General features: G+C 39.9%; 13 protein-coding genes and 1 pseudogene. 6 read left to right on the top strand and 8 right to left on the bottom strand.

Annotation, left to right across the window (positions count from 1 at the left end):
- The 3 genes from I8751_RS06920 to I8751_RS06910 all read left to right on the top strand — a co-directional run.
- The coding region (locus I8751_RS06920) for a tetratricopeptide repeat protein (protein ID WP_214438429.1) at nt 1-850 on the top strand (850 nt) is incomplete at its 5' end.
- Between the two features lie 90 nt (nt 851-940).
- Entirely contained in the window at nt 941-1,489 is a 549-nt protein-coding gene (locus tag I8751_RS06915) for a phosphate-starvation-inducible PsiE family protein (RefSeq protein ID WP_214438428.1), read from the top strand.
- 152 nt (nt 1,490-1,641) lie between these two features.
- A complete protein-coding gene (locus I8751_RS06910; protein WP_214438427.1) occupies nt 1,642-1,908 on the top strand; it encodes a hypothetical protein in 267 nt (88 codons plus the stop codon).
- A 367-nt stretch (nt 1,909-2,275) separates the two neighbouring features.
- On the opposite strand, the gene I8751_RS06905 is transcribed toward I8751_RS06910, so the two are convergent.
- The 4 genes from I8751_RS06905 to I8751_RS06890 form a co-directional block, all read right to left on the bottom strand.
- Nucleotides 2,276-2,935, bottom strand: coding sequence for an ester cyclase (locus I8751_RS06905; RefSeq protein ID WP_214438426.1), 660 nt, complete (start codon nt 2,933-2,935; stop codon nt 2,276-2,278).
- A 92-nt stretch (nt 2,936-3,027) separates the two neighbouring features.
- Nucleotides 3,028-3,744: a cyclase family protein gene (locus tag I8751_RS06900; RefSeq protein WP_214438425.1), complete on the bottom strand. Its 717-nt coding sequence runs from the start codon at nt 3,742-3,744 to the stop codon at nt 3,028-3,030.
- 41 nt (nt 3,745-3,785) lie between these two features.
- Nucleotides 3,786-5,000, bottom strand: a complete 1,215-nt coding sequence (locus tag I8751_RS06895; RefSeq protein ID WP_214438424.1) for a proton extrusion protein PcxA — start codon at nt 4,998-5,000, stop codon at nt 3,786-3,788.
- A 339-nt stretch (nt 5,001-5,339) separates the two neighbouring features.
- On the bottom strand, nt 5,340-6,932 hold the full coding sequence (locus I8751_RS06890) for an alkaline phosphatase D family protein (RefSeq protein WP_214438423.1): 1,593 nt from the start codon (nt 6,930-6,932) through the stop codon (nt 5,340-5,342).
- Nucleotides 6,933-7,313: 381 nt separating this feature from the next.
- Here I8751_RS06890 and I8751_RS06885 point away from each other — a divergent pair, with 381 nt between their 5' ends.
- The gene (locus tag I8751_RS06885) at nt 7,314-7,952 is read left to right on the top strand and encodes a histidine phosphatase family protein (RefSeq protein WP_214438422.1); all 639 of its coding nucleotides are present in this window, start codon (nt 7,314-7,316) and stop codon (nt 7,950-7,952) included.
- Between the two features lie 135 nt (nt 7,953-8,087).
- On the opposite strand, the gene I8751_RS06880 is transcribed toward I8751_RS06885, so the two are convergent.
- Entirely contained in the window at nt 8,088-9,713 is a 1,626-nt protein-coding gene (locus tag I8751_RS06880; protein ID WP_214438421.1) for an adenylate/guanylate cyclase domain-containing protein, read from the bottom strand.
- A 628-nt stretch (nt 9,714-10,341) separates the two neighbouring features.
- Here I8751_RS06880 and I8751_RS06875 point away from each other — a divergent pair.
- Nucleotides 10,342-15,855 (top strand): PAS domain S-box protein, encoded by a 5,514-nt coding sequence (locus I8751_RS06875; protein ID WP_214438420.1) that lies wholly within the window; start codon nt 10,342-10,344, stop codon nt 15,853-15,855.
- 92 nt (nt 15,856-15,947) lie between these two features.
- Here I8751_RS06875 and I8751_RS06870 read toward each other — a convergent pair.
- The 3 genes and pseudogenes from I8751_RS06870 to I8751_RS30035 form a co-directional block, all read right to left on the bottom strand.
- Nucleotides 15,948-16,292: pseudogene (locus I8751_RS06870) on the bottom strand (ISAs1 family transposase); the annotation flags it as partial.
- Between the two features lie 490 nt (nt 16,293-16,782).
- A complete protein-coding gene (locus I8751_RS06865; RefSeq protein WP_214438418.1) occupies nt 16,783-16,944 on the bottom strand; it encodes a hypothetical protein in 162 nt (53 codons plus the stop codon).
- Between the two features lie 331 nt (nt 16,945-17,275).
- On the bottom strand, nt 17,276-17,410 hold the full coding sequence (locus I8751_RS30035; protein WP_263973482.1) for a hypothetical protein: 135 nt from the start codon (nt 17,408-17,410) through the stop codon (nt 17,276-17,278).
- 119 nt (nt 17,411-17,529) lie between these two features.
- Between I8751_RS30035 and I8751_RS06860 the strand changes: the two genes are divergently transcribed.
- A complete protein-coding gene (locus I8751_RS06860; protein WP_214438436.1) occupies nt 17,530-19,140 on the top strand; it encodes an alkaline phosphatase D family protein in 1,611 nt (536 codons plus the stop codon).
- The last annotated feature ends 39 nt before the right edge of the window (nt 19,141-19,179 follow it).

The following is a 19,179-nucleotide window of genomic DNA, read 5'->3' as shown; positions in this document are numbered from 1 at the left end:
CTGCCCCTTGCCCCCCTGCCTCCCTACCTCCAGCAAACTGGCACAATCTAGCAGTCAAAATGCCGCAGAACTCTTAAATCAAGGATTACAGTTAATTCAGACGGGAAGAACGCAAGATGCGATCGCAGCCTTTCAACAAGCAACTAAACTAGATCCAAATTTAGCCGCAGCCCATTACAATTTAGGGCTAGCATTGCGTCAAACAGGTCAATTAAAGCCAGCCGCTGATGCATTTCATCACGCAACCCAATCAGATCCTAATTTTGCTTTAGCCTTTGCTAATTTAGGCGGGGCGTTATTAGAAGGGAATAATTTACAGCAGGCGAACGATTATTTACAACGAGCGTTAGAACTCGATCCTAAGCTAGGTTTTGCCCACTATAACTTAGGGTTAGTACGAGAACAGCAAAGAGATTGGGAGCGAGCGATCGCTTCCTTTAAAAAAGCAATGGAATATAGCAAAAATGCCCCAGAGCCTCCCTATCATATAGGGTTATGTTATCTCCAACAAGGTAAAATTAATCAAGCAAAAGATGCCTTTCGCCAAGCATTAAAAGTAAATCCGAAATATCCAGAAGCTCACTACAATCTGGGGACAATTTGGTTTAGTCAAAGTAAATTACAAGAGGCATTAGAGGCTTTTAGAAAAGCAGCCGAAGCTAACTCTAACTATCCTAATGCTTATTATGGAGCTGGGTTAGTTTTTATGCAGCAAAAGCAGTATGCCCAAGCAGCACAAGTATTGCAATATGCCAGAGATTTATATAATGCTCAAGGTAATCCTCAATGGGCGAACAATGCCCAACAATTGTTGCAACAAGTACAAAATTTAAATTACAATCCTCGCTGAGGCGCGATCGCTTAATATTGCATAATATTAAAATATTGGGTGGACTAGCAGGTGTGGTGTGAATTTGTCCCAATTGAAATGGAAACTTACATGCAAAAGCGCTTCAAGAGTCGATTTTTATTTTGCGATCGCTGGCTTGATCGGCATTCAATTGTTCGCAACATGGAGGCTTTCCAAGACTTAATTGTGATTGTCTTGTGCTTCTGTTTGTTTGCCGTCATGCTGATGCAGTTATGGGGAATATTTATTGCCCTGACGCAACCACTAGACTATAAACTAGTGACTGCAAAAGTACTATTTGTGTTGATTTTAGTCGAATTATTTAGACTCCTCATGGTCTATTTACAAGAGCATAGCATCTCTGTTGGCGTAGCAGTTGAGGTAACAATTGTATCTCTATTACGAGAAGTGGTTGTTCACGGTGCCCTAGAAATTTCTGAGGTTAAAACCGCAGCAATTTGTGGTTTATTATTCATTTTGGGTTTGCTACTACTGGTATGCGCCAAAACGCCACACATGGATTGTATGAGTGCTAACACTAAGTTTTGCCCTATTGTCCATACAAAAAGTAGAGAACGGCAAAACGACTTGGAATTCCAGTATTCACGTCACTATGACGAAAATCAACCTCTTGCATAAATAAGCAAACATACATTCAGCCTACCGCTAGATCAACTAATCCATAAGTAGCAAATTGGAACACCTATTACTCAAGGCTGCTTACGCAGCCTTTGTATTTTTTCCTACGCTTTTGGAGAGATGAATAACTTTATTAAAGCAAGTAAAAATTAATGAGAAACTTTAAACAAGGTAAAATTGTGGCTACAAGTAACGGAAATTCCCAACAACCCATCAGCAACTTAGAATACGATTTTCTCACCGTGTTGCATAATAAAGCTGAAGCAGTTAGAGCTTATGAAACTTACATCCAAGATGCACAAGAAGCGAACTCCCAGCCTTGTGTAGAATTGTTCCAACAATTACGAGAGTCTGAAATAGAGCAAGCACAACAAATCCGCCATCATCTACAAGAAGTAATGCAGCACGGTAAAATGTAAAATTTGTCATTGACAGACAGTGAGCAGCTGATGCCATCAGGTAGACTGATTCTCAGCTGCTTGCTGTATTTGCTCTAGTGTTCAGTCTAGAGATTGGGCTATTTATTAAACACAATGCTCTCGATGATTAACTCACATCTTGCACCTAGCCCTAGCGATTAGAAATCGCGGCTATACAAACGAAGTCCGCCTACGCGGACTAACGCAACATCAAGGCTTTTCAACCTGCGGAGGCAGGTTTTGTCTGTGTAGCCGCGACTTCTAGTCGTCTGGTGCAAGATATAAGTTAACTTTTAATTTTTAATTTTTAATTCCCCTTGCGGAGTTGATTGTGGGCTTTATGGCAATTTGAGGATAAGTGTATTCTTCAAGAATGAAAGGGGCATCCAGAAGCAGTTAACTTAGTAAGAAAAGCACTGTTATCAAAAAAGTGTTCTACCGATTCAATCTTGAGTTCTTCCGTAACACGAGCGACACTTAATCCAATTATTTCTATGGTTTCGCCTGTAGGAGCAAAGTTTTTAAAGTTGCCCTTAAATTGCCCCCAATGTCTCCACTTAAAAACAACATTAGGAGGAGGCGATAAAACTTCAATTAATTCCCAATGAAATCCTTCAGGAAAAGCTGTATGAAAAAGTTTATAGGAGGAATCAAAGGTTTCCTCTGTTGAATTATAATGCTCTGTGTCTCCTAAAAAAAGGTTATAAGTCCCGGCATCAATTACATCTTGTGCTGTATATTGTTTGCCACCATTAGTACTCATGCGAAATTTATCACTAACAACAGAAAGCCATTGCTGTGGATTGACTTTGTGGGTAGCTTCCATCTCAAAAGTTCGCACAAGATTATAAGCGATCGCATTGAGAGAACCTTCGGCATGGTTACACTGGCGTTCTTGTTCAAGAAATCGATTGGTATGGGAATAATCAGGTCTACCCTCACGCCATTCAACCGAAGCATCTACTGCAATCACTTCTTCCCGATCTCTTACCCAAAGGGGTAATTCTGCTGATTCTGTGTTACTCATAAAGATTTTATGGATGTGGCTGTGGTTATCTCATCATTACGATTAGTTCTAGAGAATACCTTACACCAAGCGACGTGCAATCTCAGATCAAATCAAGGCACTAACGCCAATACAGCAGCAGGAGAACCCGAACCATCTCGTAATCTCAAAATACCAATAATTAGGGTAGTACCTTTAGCTGGTAGCTGATCTAAATTTGTGAGATTCTCCAGCACAATGCGTGCTTCTTCCAGTACCAGAGAGTTAGTGGCAAAACTATTATCTTTTCCTGGGTCAACGCCATGAGTATCAATACCTACACCAGCAATTTGCCGTTCATCAAGTAGGAAACGGGTAGCATCGCCGCTAAACCCTGGAAAATGCATAATTCCTTGAGCATCTCGGTTAAAAAATGCATTTTCATCCCACCACTTGCTTTGCCAACCAGTATTAAGTAAGACTACGCTTCTAGGAGAAATCGTACCGTATTGTTCCTCCCAAGCCAGAACATCGGCAATAGTGAGGGCATAGTCAGGATTAATTGCAGTGGTTTCACGAATGTCTATAACTATTCCAGGTACAACCAATGACTGAGGAGAATATTGGTCAATTCCTACCCCAGAACTGTGAAAACTATTAGGGGCATTGATATGAGTGGCGCTATGTTCACCCAAGGAGAAACGGCGTAAGTAATAGCCATCCTGTGGTAGTTTTGCGATGGTGGTAAATTCTATTGATGGGTCGCCAGGCCATTGAGGAATATTACTATCAATTACGTGACTAAGGTGAATAACGCGTGAATAAGTGATGGTATGTTGAGATGGTATCATCCGTCAAAATATCTACTTTCTTTTTTTAGCGCTTTAACCTCTTATTCATCCATTTCTTTTAATGTGGCTAGTGCAGAAGGAGATAATCGGCTGAGATAGCGGAATATCCAATATTTGAATATAGTATCCAAAATCACTGGAAATGTAGCAATAAACATAAAAATTACACTTCTATTTGCTTCTAGACCTAAATGTTGGGCCAACCTTTCTAGAATTACTTCCCATCCATGTGGAGAATGGAATCCTACAAATACATCTGTAAATAAAATAATTAAAAAAGCTTTGGCACTGTCACTTAAACCATAAACAACATTATCCATAAAAGACTTCACAATTAAAATTTCTCTTTTACTATTAGCAATTACTATGCCGAAAGCAATTAATGATAGTAAATCAGCAAAAATATTGCTAACAGCTTCATTACTTTTATGACGGAATGTTTCAGCTATTTCGATTGCCTTGTTTTTGATGCTTTCTTCTTTAGCTTCTGAAGAAATTGTTGGATACTGATAAAATAGACTTTCTAGCCTGAGCTTTTCTTGAAACATATTTAATTCATCCAGAGCTTTATCCTCCATTTCTGGATTGAGGAAAATTGGACTTATGTTATCACTTCTAATGCCTTCCACTATAGGAATTATCAAAATTCTTTTAGATAATTGATGTATTAGAAGCGGCACAATCATTAAAGTTATCAAAAATTTCAGAGCAATTGTAGTGCGATTTCTAGAAATCCGATAATTTTTGATAAACTCTTCTTCTGCTTCTGGTGTAAAATCTGCTTTAATTTTATTAATTGTTCTGCCAAGAGATCTAGGTAATACTCCCGTTTTTTGAGATATAGTTTGACTTTTATTAATTAGATTAGAAGAATTGGTTAATTTGTTAACGTCGCTATGATTAATTTTTAAAGTTTTTGCAACAGGCAGTAATGTCCTATTATTAACTGAGTCATATCTTAAACTATACTTTTCTATTACCTCATCAATAAATTTCAATTTTTCTAACAAAGCTGGATGAGAAATATTGAGTACTGAACGACTCAATCGAAATTCTGCCAGCCTCACTTTAATAATAGTTAAGTTTTTATCAAGATATCCTTGCCAGTAAGACATGACATTTTCAGTATAATTTGCTGATTCAGCAGATATTTTTTTTTTGCCAAAATGTTCTATTTCGATAGTTTTAATGGTCTGTGCAGCGTTGTATGCTTTCAAAAGCGCTCTTTCTGGTGTCTTCAAAAACCATTGATTCATTGTTCGCAACTATGTCAGTGTTTTTGGATAAAATAACCTAATAACTTGAGCAAAAATTAACCTGTGTGAGAACGTTCTGCTCAACTGCTATTTTCTTTTAAAAAGTTTATCATTAGCACTATAAAAATAAGTGACGTATAACAAGGGACAGAGAACAGAGAGCAGCGCGGTCTTCTTCCAAGGGCAGCAAGTGGCGTGAAAGGTTAGCGCCAAGGGGTCTCCCCCTTCTTCTGTTGGAGGCGCTACGTGTAGGCTGCTTCCCCATAGGGGTAGTAGAAATAAAAGATTTAAATAGTAGTTTTTGCGTATTCAAATATTTGCATACGCAAAAACTTAATATCAGTTTAATATGGCACCCGGACGACCATTCTCAACAACAAAGGAAGCAAAAGTGTATACAGGCGCATCTGGACGACTCACAGTTGTAACAATACGCAAGTCAGTCTGCCAGCGTTCATAGTTAAGGTTGACTCGGAAGTAGCCCCGGCGATCGCCATCAAAAAACTTAATGTGTGGGTTTTCTGGAATCTTCGGGCCGTAGTAGGGGCCGTAGACATTGGCATCACCATTGCTAGTAATCGAAGGAGTCACAAACTCCGTGGCCACTGTTGGAGAGTTAGAAGCCTTAAAGTCCAGCTTGAGGTCATTGACAAATGTAGAGTGCCAATCGCCAGTAATCACCACTGGGTTAGAAATTTGGCGGTTGGCGATGTGACTTAAAACACGATTACGTGCAAGGGGATATCCATCCCATGAGTCGTTCCAAAAGATTTCGCCGGGCCCAATTTTATGATCTAACTCTGCCATCAGCACCTGTTGGGCAAGTATGTTCCAACGTGCTTGAGAACGATCAAGACCATCCAGCAGCCAGCGCTCTTGTTGAGTACCGAGCATGGTTTTAAATGGATCTAGCGCTGCTGGACAACGGGGTGTTTCACCGTCACCGCATGGCTGATCACTCCGATACTGGCGGCTATCAAGTACGCTAAACTCCGCCAGATTACCAAAAGTCAGCCGACGGTAAATTAGCATATCTGGCCCCTGTGGTAAGGAAAATTCCCGCAGTGGCTGATGCTCATAATAAGCCTGATAAGCAGCTACACGCCTCTTGAGAAACTTTTTGACCGGATCGTTGTTTTCCGAAATGTCATCGGTATAGTCATTTTCAACTTCGTGGTCGTCCCAGGTGACTGTAAAGGGAAATAAGGCGTGAGCTTTTTGTAAATCTGGGTCAGTTTTATATAGAGCATAGCGAAGGCGGTATTGCTCAAGGGTATTCGTTTCTTTTCTAAACTCCTCTGGTAAAGCAACGTTGCGTACACCACCTGTAGCAGGGATACCGTACTCGTAAATATAATCACCCAAGTGAAAAACCAAGTCTAAATCTTCTTCAGCTAGGCGACGATAAGCAGAATAAAAACCATCCTCCCATTTTTGGCAAGTCACAAACGCAAAGTTGAGCTGATTCAACCTAGTGCCAATCGCTGGAGCAGTACGGGTACGACCAATCGGACTATCTTCATTACCCACTTTAAACTGATACCAATACCAACGGTTAGGCTGTAAACCACGTACATTTACATGAACAGAATGTGCTAATTCGGGAGTTGCCAATGCTACGCCTCGTAGCACAACTTGTCTCATGTTTTCATCCAAAGCAACTTGCCACCGTACTGGCACATTCACCTGCGGCATACCGCCACCATTTAAGGGATCTGGAGCCAGCCGTGTCCATAGCACTACACTATCTGGTAAAGGATCGCCAGAAGCAACACCAAGGCTGAAAGGATAGGCAGAGAATCTTGGCTGTGCGGCAACTCTATGAGTCCAAAGACTGGCAATGGCAGTTGCAGTCAATGTGCTGGCACCGAGCAGAAAGCGTCGTCGCTTTGCCGTTGTGGATAGCAAGCCCTGGAAATTTACACGCTCCATAAAAATCCTTGTTGAGATTTCTACAATAAAAGGGAATAAAAAATCTAGATAATGACCATCTAGTGGTTAACCAGATTGATTACCAAATCGCGTTTAATTCGGGCTTAAGAAGTTATTAATATTGCAATAACAAAGGAAATTTGATCATATTACTGAGCTAGTTGGTTCAGTTTAGATATTTTGGAAATTCGCCAACGGTATCCGTATCTCGATTCAATACCTAGTAATAGCTGAAACCGCTACTTTTGTCTTCGATTTCAAAAATTTGTGATGATTGACTTTTTTGATTGATTACTTTGTCTTGGTGTCACATACTTGATTGCGAGATTAATGGTATTTTATGTTTGCACAAACTTCTTTATCCCAATCACGATACAAGCTATGACACTTAATTTATATTTACTGCGACATGGAGAAACTACTTTTAGTCAAAGTGGTAATTTCTGTGGTGCAACTGATGCGGAGTTGACCTCTGAAGGGATGCAGATGGCATTCGGTTTTGCCGATGTCTATCAAAAATTGAAGTGGGAGGCTGCTTATGTTAGCCCGATGAAGCGCACAATTGCAACTGCCAAGCCATTTTGTGATGCTATTGGTATGGATATGCAGTTGCGTGACGGACTTAGAGAAGGTAGTTATGGCGAATGGGAAACTAAGAGTAAATCGTTTGCCCAAGAGAATTACGCAGAGAACTATATAAGATGGGTGACAGAACCAGCTTGGAATGCACCACTAGGTGGAGAAACTGCGGTAGATATTGCTAACCGTTCTATGCCTGTAATTGCTGAAATTCAAGAAAAACATCCTCAAGGTAATGTTTTAGTGGTTTCTCATAAAGCCACGATTCGGATTATGCTTTGCAGTTTACTGGGAATTGATTTAGGACGCTATCGCTATCGGGTGAATATTTTGGTCGCGTCAGTAAGTATGGTTAAGTTTGACGTTAATGGCCCTTTGTTAGAAATATTAGGCGATCGCCATCATATACCAGATCATATTCGCTCTCGTCCGGGAACATAATAGACATCTTTGAAAACAATCAAAGCCTTTATATGGCTAAGCTATAGGACGTAAATACAATCATCCTAAATTAGCTAGTCTGTACGATAAAATAAGGCTTTGAGATATTTACTAGATTTATTTTATAAATAGTCTCTAACTTTTCATTTGCATACATGTCTGATAAACTTTGACTGCACGATTAATACCTTTAAAACGATAATCTCCCATTTCCTGGAAGCTAGATGAATCTGAAAGCATCGTATAAGTAGCTTCACTGATCACACATTCACTAGGAGGACAAACTGCTTCCATACGAGCAGCAAGATTAATCGTAGCCCCTAATGCTGTATAGTCAACCCTTTGGGAACTGCCAACATCTCCTACAACAGCTTTACCACTATTAATCGCAATCCGTAATTGTAAGGGTTCCTGCCAAAAACCATTAGCATTGAGACGTTCAAGACGAGTGAGCATTCCTTTAGCAGCAGCGGTTGCGCGATCGGCGTGATCTGGTTGTGGTTCCGGAGCGCCAAAAAATGCCATAATACAATCGCCAATATACTTATCTAAAGTGCCGCCGCAGGCAAAGACTTCTTGCAACATCTCTTCAAATAAATTATTCAATAATTGGGCGATCGCAGTTGGTGTTAGCCGTTCAGAAATTGCCGTAAAGCCAACCAAATCCGCAAACAAAATGCTGATTTCGCTTTCTGTGGGAGCTAAACGACCATCTGGCAATCCCCCCATAGCTATTAGCTGTTGTACAACAGATGGCGAATGATAGCGTTCTAATCGATGACGAATCACTTCTTCAGTTTTGAGTTTTTCTGCCAGCAGCCAACGTTGGACACTAGAAGCCACAAGATTTGCTAAAGCCGAAAAAAAGCTGAGTTCTTCCTCACCTTCACTTGCCCAATGGTAAGAAGAAAGATGGGCATCGGCATAAAGAACACCGACAACTTTATTTTCATCCCATAAAGGCACGGCCATCGCGCTACGAATGCCTTTAACCAAAATACTATGTTCCCCAGAAAACCGTTCATCCTTATGGGTATCAGCAGTTTGAATCGCTATTTTTTCCTCAAATACTTTTTGACAAATACTACGACTAATCCAATTACCGTCAGCTGCCAAATATTCCTGCTGAGAAATATCTCTAGTACCAGCATTTACTAACTCTAAGTGACCGCACCCACCGACATCAATTAATAATGCTAAGCGGTCAATACTATCCAGGTAACGAAAAATGACTTGTTGTACCTGCGAAAAAATCTCTTCTATAGATGCTGCTGCACAGAGATTCTTGGCTATATCCACCAAATCTTTAAGACGGGCAATAGTTTTGTCTTTATTGCTGGTTTCCCCATCTTTACTATCAGCTTCTATCCATTGCTGTTGCAATTGTTTGACATTACGAAAAATTGTTCTTGGCTCAGAAGCTTCTGATATTACTAGATGCTTAGTCATCACCTGTGTAGCAGGGTTGGCAAATAACACTACCAAGTTCACATTTCCCAGCCAAACAATATCACCATGATGTAACTCTTGGACATGATTCACAAGACATTGATTCACTTGCGTCCCGTTTTTGCTGCCCAAATCCTCAATATTCCAAACACCATTAGCCATTTTGACTAAGCGTGCGTGCTTACGAGAGACTCCTCCAGAAGGTAAGTACAAGTCACATTCCGGCAAACGACCAATTGTGAATTCATTTTGATTCACTGTCACCGTTGTTTCTGTATCTCCCTGTTGTAGGCGCAATGTGAGTTCAGTCATGAGTGTGGTATATCTATCCTGGAAACTGAGGGCATAAGCATCTCCAAATTAAGGGATACGCAGGGTTAACCCTTTACCTCTTCTTTATGACACTGTTAATGGCATTACGACAACTGTACGTAGTAAATATTACAAACTCTCTTCTTTGCAAGAAATTGCGCTAATGGAATAGGGAATAGAGACTAGTAAAAAACTTTAGTTCTGGGTTCAAAGCCTTGTGAGAAAGAAAAATTGATTTTGACCACGAAGCTCGAAAAAATACTGCGATCTTTAATTTTACTTGTTTTAATTCCACAGCTTTAGTCTTGAGTCTCTGTAACCTCTGGTTTTTGTACTACAGCGAATACATCAACCAGAATATTTTCCTGCCTTATATCCCGCCACTGATTCGGAGATGTCTAATGAGCCTGTAGTACTTACGGCGTAGTAGTTAAAATAGACTCGAACCCGTTCTCAATTTTTTGAAGCAGACTTTGATCCGAATCTAAAAATTATTAAGTATATTTACTTAATCAGATCAAATTGATTTACAATTTATTTGCAAACATAATCATAAAATCAGCACGTTTAACTTATTTTTGTTTCATCAAACATTCGTCAAAAATTACAATTTAATTTATAACTTGCTATGACAAAGGATATTCAACAAATAAAAATTCTATTAGTTGATGAACATCCAGAAAATTTACAATTATTATCTGATATTCTCGGCACTCAAGGTTATCAAGTACAAAAAGTAACTTCTGGACAATCGGCAATCAACGAAGCTTTAAATCTCACCCCTGATTTGATTTTACTTAACATTCTCATGCCGGAGATGGATGGTTATGAAGTTTATCAAGGATTGAAAGCCAATAAGAAAACTCAGAATATTCCGATCATTTTTCTCGGCAATATTAACCAATTACCTAAAAATGTAAATTTTTTGCAACTAGGCGCTGATTATATTACTAAACCATTACGTTCAGAAGAAGTTTTAGTACGTGTACAAAATCAACTAACTCTTCAAAAACTACAAAAACAGTTAAAAGAGCAAAATGAGCAATTGGAAGTTGCACTTGCACAACTAAAACTATTAGCATCAAAAACTGGCGTTAATGAAGCTTCTTGGAAAGATTGCCTTTTAGTAGAAACTGCCTTAAAAGCCAGTGAACGTAAATATCGCCACTTAGTTGAAACATCCCAAGATATTATTTGGTCGCTAGATATATTTGGACGAATTACCTTTGTCAATTCAGCTGTTAAAAGGGTTTGCGGCTATGAGCCTAAAGAAATCATCGGGCGTTCTTGGTTCGATTTTATATTGCCTGAACAAGTGGCTCGCGTGCAGGCAATATTTGAATGTCTTCTTGATGGAGAGCCGATCTTTCAATATGAAATTACCTGTGTAGCTCAAGATAGTCGTTTACTGCATTTGATGCTGAATGCGATCGCTTTACGGAATGAAGACAATTTAGTGATTGGGGTAACAGGTACAGCTAGCGATATCACAGAACACAAACGGGTGGAACAAGCCCTGCAAGCAAATACCATCAAGCTGCGTAACTATAATCTGGTATTAACACAACTAGCAAAAAATCAGCTGCTGTATCAAGGCGATTTAAAAGCAGCTTTAAGTGCAATCACAGAAGCAGGCGCTAAAAATATAGCTGTAGAACGAGCTAGTGTCTGGCTATATGATGAAACAGCCACTCATATTCAGTGTCTTGACTTATTTTATGAGAGTCAGAATCAACATAGTGAAGGGTTCTCTTTGTCAGCGTCAGACTATCCAGCTTATTTTCACGCTTTACAGCAAGACGAATTAATTGCCGCAGATGATGCCTACAGTGATCCTAGAACTCAAGAATTTTCTGAATCTTATTTAGCCCCATTATGCATCACTTCTATGCTCGATATACCCATCAGGCTGGGAGGAAAAACCGTAGGAGTTTTATGTTTGGAGGCGGTAGGAGTGGCTCATCCTTGGACATTAGAAGACGAAAATTTCGCTCGTTCTTTAGGGCATTTAGTATCTTTGTCCCTAGAAGCACGAGAACGCCAACGAGCAGAAGCAGCACATCGCGCTTCTGAAGAAAAGTTAGCATCAGCCTTTAGATCATCTCCTGACCCGATCGCCCTTGCCACTTTTCCCAAAGCACGCTACATAGAAGTTAATGACAGTTTCTGTAGGCTGTTTGGGTATTCTCGTTCTCAAATCATTGGTCGTACCAACAAAGAATTGAATATTTGGGTGAACCAAGAAGAATGTACTTTCCTCGCCCAATTTCTTCAACATACTAAAGCCATTCGCAACTATGAAGTTGATTTTCGCACTGCTAATGGAGAAGTAAAAACAGCGCTGTTTAGTGCCGAAATGATTGATATTGATGGACAACAGTACGTATTAGGCACAGCTAAAGACATTACTGAACGCAAGCAGGCAGAAAATGAAAGCCGTTTGCTATTGTTAACGTCTCAAGCCATCACTCGTGCCATTGACGTAGACAGTGCGTTAGTAACCGTCCTCCGCTTAATTTGTAACACTATTAGTTGGGATTTTGGTGAAGCATGGATACCCAGTCATGATGGCACTGTTTTAGCACACAGCTTGGTCTGTTATGCCGAAGAAAGCCGTTTAGAAGCATTTTGCCGCAAAAGCCAAAATTTTAACTTTGCTATGGGTGTAGGATTACCTGGACGAATTTGGCAGCGTCGGCAACCCGAATGGATAGAAGATGTTTCTCATATTATGCAGCCCGTTTTTCTGCGATCGCCACAAGCAGCAGAAGTAGGATTAAAAGCTGGTTTTGGTGTGCCAATTCTTAGTGGTAGCGAAGTATTGGCTGTTTTAATATTTTTTAAACGTAGTGCTGCACCAATCGATAAGCGTTTGCTCTTACTAGTGGGCGCTGTTGCTGCCCAATTAGGTGGGTTAATTCAACGTAAAGTAGCAGAATCTGCCCACAGACAAAGCGAAGAACGTTTAGAGCTAGCCTTAGAAGGTAGCGATTTGGGGTTGTGGGATTGGAATCTTCGCAGTGGTAAAATCTACCGTGATTGGCGGTGGCAAAAGATGCTAGGGTACACAGACCACGAAATTGCAGACAATCAACAAGCAATCGAGCAACTGATACATCCAGAAGACTTACCCAAAGTTAATTCATTATTGGATGTCCATTTCCAAGGTACTAGTCTTGTCTATGAAGTAGAATTTCGGATGCGCTGCTCCTCTGGGGAGTGGAAGTGGATTCAGTCTCGCGGCCAGGTTGTAGAGCGTGATGAACAAGGCAAACCTTTGCGGATGACAGGTACGCACAAAGATATAACTGAACGTAAAGCTTTAGAACGAGAAATAGCACTCAGAGAAGCTCGTCTCAATGCTTTTTTTAGTAGCGCACCTCTAGGAATGAATATTTTAGATAACCAACTGCGGTTTGTGCAAGTCAACGAACAACTAGCAGATATTCATGAAATACCCCAAATAGACCATATCGGTAAAACTATTCATGAGGTTTTACCTCAGATTGCTCCTATAGTTGCACCATTATGTGAGCAGGTAATGTTGACTGGCCAACCCATTCTTAACCTAGAAATCAGTGGTCTATTACCCAAACAGCCAGATACTATACGTCATTTCTTAGCTTCTTATTTTCCGATTCCTGGTGGAGATGATCGCCCTTCTAGTGTCGGTACAGTACTAATGGAAATTAGTGACCGCAAATATGCAGAACTAGCTCTACAAGAAAGTCAGCGGCGATATCAACTTTTAGCTGAAGCCTCACCAGTTTGTATTTTCCACGCCGATATTAATGGCAAAGCCTTATATTTAAATCAGCGCTGGAGTGAGATTACAGGGCTAACTTTAGAAGAGTCATTAGGAAAAGCTTGGGCTAATGCTCTACATCCAGATGACCGCGATCGCGTGCTTAACTTATGGTATAAAGCAGCAGCACAGGCAAAGCCGTGTAAATCAGAACATCGCTTTCTGCGCCCCGATGGTACGGTGATTTGGGTAATTTCCCAAGCGTTACCAGAAATTGGTGAAAATGGAGAAATTCAAGGTTACATCGGTACAATTACTGATATTTCTGAGAGAAAATTATCAGAAGAAGCCTTGCGCGAAAGTGCAGAACGAGAAAAAGCGATTACCCAAGTAATTCAACGGATGCGGCAGACACTGGATTTAGAGACAATATTTGCGGCGACCACCCAAGAATTGCGGCAAGTACTCAACTGCGATCGCGTCATTGTCTATCGCTTCAATCCCCGTTGGAGTGGCGAATTTGTTGCCGAATCGGTAGGAGAAGGTTGGATTTCACTCATAGAAGAACACAACAATGACCCCAATCTCACGGAGGGAGCTTTAGAAGATGGTCGTTGCGTCTTAAGCATGTTGGATATTACAGATATCCATAATGAGTACATACAAGGTGCGGGTTTTCGCTGTGTCTCAGATATCTATGAAGCCGGGTTAGACTCTCGTTATATCCAACTTTTAGAACGCTTTCAGGCAAAAGCTTATATTATTGTCCCCATCTTATATGGAAAAGGACTTTGGGGATTATTGGCAAGTTATCAAAATTCTAGTCCCCGCCAATGGAAAACAGGAGAAGTCAATATTGTAGTTCAAATTGGCAATCAGTTAGGAGTTGCTTTGCAGCAAGCACAATTGCTGGCACAAACTCAAAGACAGTCACAGGCATTACAAGAAACTGTCATTGCAGCTGATGCTGCTAACCATGCTAAAAGTGAATTTCTCGCCAATATGAGCCATGAACTGCGAACTCCACTGAACGCCATCCTCGGCTTCACCCAAATTATGAGTCGAGACAATTCTCTATCTAGCGAACATCAAGACAATTTAGCAATTATCAATCGAGCTGGTGAACATCTTTTGGGTTTAATTAACGACATTCTTGAAATGTCTAAAATCGAAGCTGGTAGAACAACATTAAATATCAGCAGTTTTGACTTAGTTCGTCTTTTGGAAAATTTAGAAGAGATGTTACGCTTCCGCGCTACTTCTAAAAATCTCCAACTGATATTTGAATATGCTGCTAATATTCCTCAATATGTACAGACTGACGAAAGCCGACTACGCCAAGTCTTGCTTAATCTTTTAGGAAATGCGATCAAATTTACTGATATTGGCAGTGTAACGCTACGTGTGGCAATGGTAGATAAAGGAGAATTTTCTCAATTCCTAATTTTCGAGGTACAAGACACTGGCGCTGGTATTTCTCCACAAGAAATTGACCTACTTTTTGAAGCTTTTGGACAAACTGAAACTGGGCGAACTTCCCAACAAGGCACAGGTTTAGGTTTAGCAATTAGCCGCAAATACATACAACTGATGGGGGGAGATATTACTGTTAATAGTACTTTGGGTTTGGGCAGTACATTTACTTTTGATATTGAAATCGCTCTAGCTGAGTCCGGCGAAATTCAGCCAAAGCAAACTCAACACCAAGTTATTGGTTTAGCTTCAGAGCAAAAAGAATACCGAATTTTGGTAGTTGACGATGTTATAGATAATCGCCTAGTCCTAGTTAGACTACTGACATCCATTGGCTTTGCTGTGCGAGAAGCTGGAAATGGCCAAGAAGCGATCGCTCAATGGATGAAATGGCAACCACACCTAGTTTTCATGGATATGCGGATGCCGATTATGGATGGCTACGAAGCTACAAGAGTAATTAAAACTAGAGAAATGATGCATGGAAATAATGCCCAATCCATCATTATTGCCTTAACTGCCAATGCTTTTGAGGAACAACGAGAGGCAATGATCACAGCAGGTTGTGATGATTTGATTAACAAGCCTTTCCGAGAGGAACAAATATTAGAACAACTCAGTAAATATCTGGGAGTTCAATATCTTTATCAAGAAGAAAGTAATCAAGTCATAAATGCAGATCAACAAACTCAAGAACAAAATTTGACTCCTGATAATTTACTACCTTTGTTATCTCAAATGTCGAATGAGTGGGTTGCAGAAGTATATAATGCCGCAGCTCAATGTAGTGATGATTTAATTCTGCAATTAATTGAGCAAATGCCTTCCGAAAATACTAATATCCAAATATTTTTAACAGATTTAGCTAATAATTTTCAGTTTGAAAAAATTATGGAATTGGCAAGTACAGTTATTAATAAATAACCTGAGTTCGACAGACCTCTCTCTCCTAAAATACGTACTCCTTTGGAGAAGCAAGCTACGCGAACAGAACTTTTCGCTGCACCTCTGTGGTTTCAAAAAATCATTAACCGCAGAAAAGCCAGTGCGCCCTTGCAGTTCCCCGACTTGTTCACGCAGCGCCTCCCCCAGGGCTGTTTCACCTTCATAAGGTGAAGGAGTTTGTCAATATCATGAGATATAAATCTTTGGGCAATTGTGATGGAAGTATGACCATTTCGGCGAAGTATATTGAGAGCGATCGCTCTCAATATGGAGAGATTTGCGGAAGCATTGCCCATACGGATCGTCGAATTATCTTCTTTGAAAACAACATCCTTCACCCAATGAAGACAATTTTCGATACCCCAATGACCGCGAATCCCGGTAGCAAATTCCTTTGCCGTGCAAATCAAACTGCTAAATAACAGACAATTTCATGATATTTATTACTCTTTTTTGTGCCAATTCTTTCTACCCTAATTAAAGATTGTATTCCAGTCTATTCTGGGTTAAATCCATTGATATTATGGAAAACTTCGAGAGTACGAGTTGTTAATTTATCTCTAGTCTTTTCTGTCTCAATTATACAAAAAATTGGTTTTCTGGTGGCAGCAATATGTTGAATATGGCGATGTAGTTTTGGTTGATTATCTAACAGGTAATAGAGCAATGGCTTAACGGACAAAAAATGTACAGTGAATTTTTATTTGTTACTGTGCCAAATTGATGTCGTTGAAAGTGTAAAGCTTGTACTCGAAAAGTGTTAAGCTTATAAGTAGTAGTAAAAACTTACAAGCTATATCAACATAAATATTTGCAACCCTAAAGTGGATAAGGCTTTACTAAATGACAAGAATTTGTCTCAACGCCATTTAAATTTTCAGTGCACATCTAGACACACTGCAAAATTTATAGTGTCAATCTTAAACCTCCAAATGTTGCATCAATGAAATTATTACCTAAAAGCTGAATCCGAATTCCTCCATTGATTTTCATTAATTCTAATACAGTTAGTTCTTGTTCTTCAATTTGATGAGAAGTTGACAAGTCAGTAACTTTAATATTAAGCATATTTCTCCTCAATTATCGTTTCTAAGGTATAGTACAATTTTGTCGAAATAACTACTTATTTTCATCCTTCTCAAGCTATATAGCAGAGTCAAGTAGTTATTTATATATATATAAATATAACTATTTTTCTGTAAAAATAAACTAAATATTCAGACATAAATCATTGAATTATGACGATTGTAAGTCCATTACGTCTCAAAAGCTCTCTTCATTTTTTATTAAAATTCTTTATCTTGAAATACTGAACTAGATGTCATCTCGCAGTTTCATTGGGGCATCAAAATTACACCTGTTGCAGATTCTTCTGAAGGAGTGTTTGATATTTCGCTCATCATCCACGCACTGCAACGAGGAGCCGCCTGTAAAGTGGATTTGTCCGACCACTGGAATTTTTGAGAGGTGGTTGAACTGCCACTGGAAAAGGTACGCGATCGCTATGGTATTCTACCCTTCTATCCGTCTTCAATGCACCTCTTTATTTTATTTATTAACCGTTAGATAACTCAATCTTTACTCATTACCAAAGGGAAATATAGTAAGTAACTATTTTGTAATGCCTTTACTAATGATTTCTCATAAATGAGTATTAAATCTAATCAGCCATTGCAGTTTAACCGCCGCCAGTTTTTACTACGTTCAGCTGTGACAGCCGGTGGCATTATGACCACAAATCTTGTATCAAAATCACCAGTTTTTGCTCAAGCCCCCGCATTTATTACCTCCGACAAAATGCGTCCTGCTATACCTTATGGCGTAGCCTGCGGAGACATAACTGACGATAGCGTGATCATTTGGAGCCGTAGTGATCGCCCTGCCAGAATGTCAGTAGAATATTCCACGAGCGAGTCTTTTCGCAACGCGCGGCGCGTTGTCGGGCCAAATGCTTTAGAAGACAGCGACTTTACAGCAAGACTTAATCTCAACAACCTACCGCCAAATCAACAAATATTTTATCGGGTAATTTTCCAAGATTTAGATTACAAAAATACCTACAGCGTTCCTGCAACTGGGACTTTCCGCACTCCCCCAATGTATAGCAAATATGGACGAGATGTATTTTTTGCTTGGAGTGGTGACACTGCTGGTCAAGGATGGGGTATCAATCCCGACTTTGGTGGAATGAAAATTTACGAAACTATGCGGAAAGTTAATCCCGACTTTTTCATCCATTCTGGCGATAATATTTATGCTGATGGCCCCATCCAATCAGAAGTCGTGCTAGATGATGGCAAAATCTGGAGAAACCTCACCACACCAGAAAAATCTAAAGTAGCAGAAACTCTTACAGAATTTCGTGGTAACTATAAGTACAATTTGATGGATGAAAACATTAAGCGCTTCAACGCTGAAGTTCCCATCCTGTCGCAATGGGATGATCACGAAACCACTAACAACTGGTATCCTGGGGAGTTTCTTCTTAGTGATGATCGCTATACAGTCAAGGATGTTTCTTTACTAGCCCAAAGAGCAAGACAAGCCTTTTTGGAATATATGCCGATCGGATATAAGAGCAATAATACAGACAAAGCAAAAATTTATCGCTCTTTTAATTACGGCCCTTCCCTGGAAATTTTCATGCTGGATGAACGCACCTATCGGGGGCCAAACACCCCTAATAGCCAGCCAGTACAAAGTAAAGAAACAGAATTTTTGGGTAGAAAACAGGTGCAATGGTTGAAAAAACAATTACAGAAATCAAAAGCAACCTGGAAAATCATTGCTAGTGATATGCCCTTAGGCTTGATAGTCCGAGATGGTAGCACTGATTTTGAAGCCTGGGCTAACGGAGACGGCCCAGCCTTAGGTAGGGAATTGCAACTTGCCGATTTACTACGATTTATTAAATACAGCCAGATCAAAAATGTTGTCTGGTTAACTGCCGATGTACATTACGCTGCTGCTCATTACTACGATCCAAACAAAGCACAATTTAAGGACTTTAAACCTTTCTGGGAGTTTGTAGCAGGGCCACTCAACTCTGGTACATTTGGGCCAAACCAACTAGAAAATACCTTTGGCCCACAATTAAAATTTCAAAGCATTCCCCCAGGTACAAGAGCAAATCGACCCCCCAGTGAGGGTTTGCAGTTTTTTGGCACTGTCAAAATTAGTACTTATACAGGGGTAATGACAGTAACGCTGCGGAATTTGGCAGGAGAAATTATTTACAGTGTAGATTTGCCACCGGAAATATAAATCATCCAGAATATAGCCAGTAGGGAAATTTCCACTTTG

Source organism: Atlanticothrix silvestris CENA357, assembly GCF_016056295.1.
GTDB lineage: Bacteria > Cyanobacteriota > Cyanobacteriia > Cyanobacteriales > Nostocaceae > Atlanticothrix > Atlanticothrix silvestris.
This window is presented reverse-complemented; position numbering and strand designations above follow the sequence as displayed.

Excerpts from the sequence above, each read along its gene's own strand:
- I8751_RS06915 (WP_214438428.1), top strand. The coding sequence starts at position 941 with ATGCAAAAGCGCTTCAAGAGTCGATTTTTATTTTGCGATCGCTGGCTT.
- I8751_RS06910 (WP_214438427.1), top strand. The coding sequence starts at position 1,642 with ATGAGAAACTTTAAACAAGGTAAAATTGTGGCTACAAGTAACGGAAAT.
- I8751_RS06905 (WP_214438426.1), bottom strand. The coding sequence starts at position 2,935 with ATGAGTAACACAGAATCAGCAGAATTACCCCTTTGGGTAAGAGATCGG.
- I8751_RS06900 (WP_214438425.1), bottom strand. The coding sequence starts at position 3,744 with ATGATACCATCTCAACATACCATCACTTATTCACGCGTTATTCACCTT.
- I8751_RS06895 (WP_214438424.1), bottom strand. The coding sequence starts at position 5,000 with ATGAATCAATGGTTTTTGAAGACACCAGAAAGAGCGCTTTTGAAAGCA.
- I8751_RS06890 (WP_214438423.1), bottom strand. The coding sequence starts at position 6,932 with ATGGAGCGTGTAAATTTCCAGGGCTTGCTATCCACAACGGCAAAGCGA.
- I8751_RS06885 (WP_214438422.1), top strand. The coding sequence starts at position 7,314 with ATGACACTTAATTTATATTTACTGCGACATGGAGAAACTACTTTTAGT.
- I8751_RS06880 (WP_214438421.1), bottom strand. The coding sequence starts at position 9,713 with ATGACTGAACTCACATTGCGCCTACAACAGGGAGATACAGAAACAACG.
- I8751_RS06875 (WP_214438420.1), top strand. The coding sequence starts at position 10,342 with ATGACAAAGGATATTCAACAAATAAAAATTCTATTAGTTGATGAACAT.
- I8751_RS06865 (WP_214438418.1), bottom strand. The coding sequence starts at position 16,944 with ATGCTTAATATTAAAGTTACTGACTTGTCAACTTCTCATCAAATTGAA.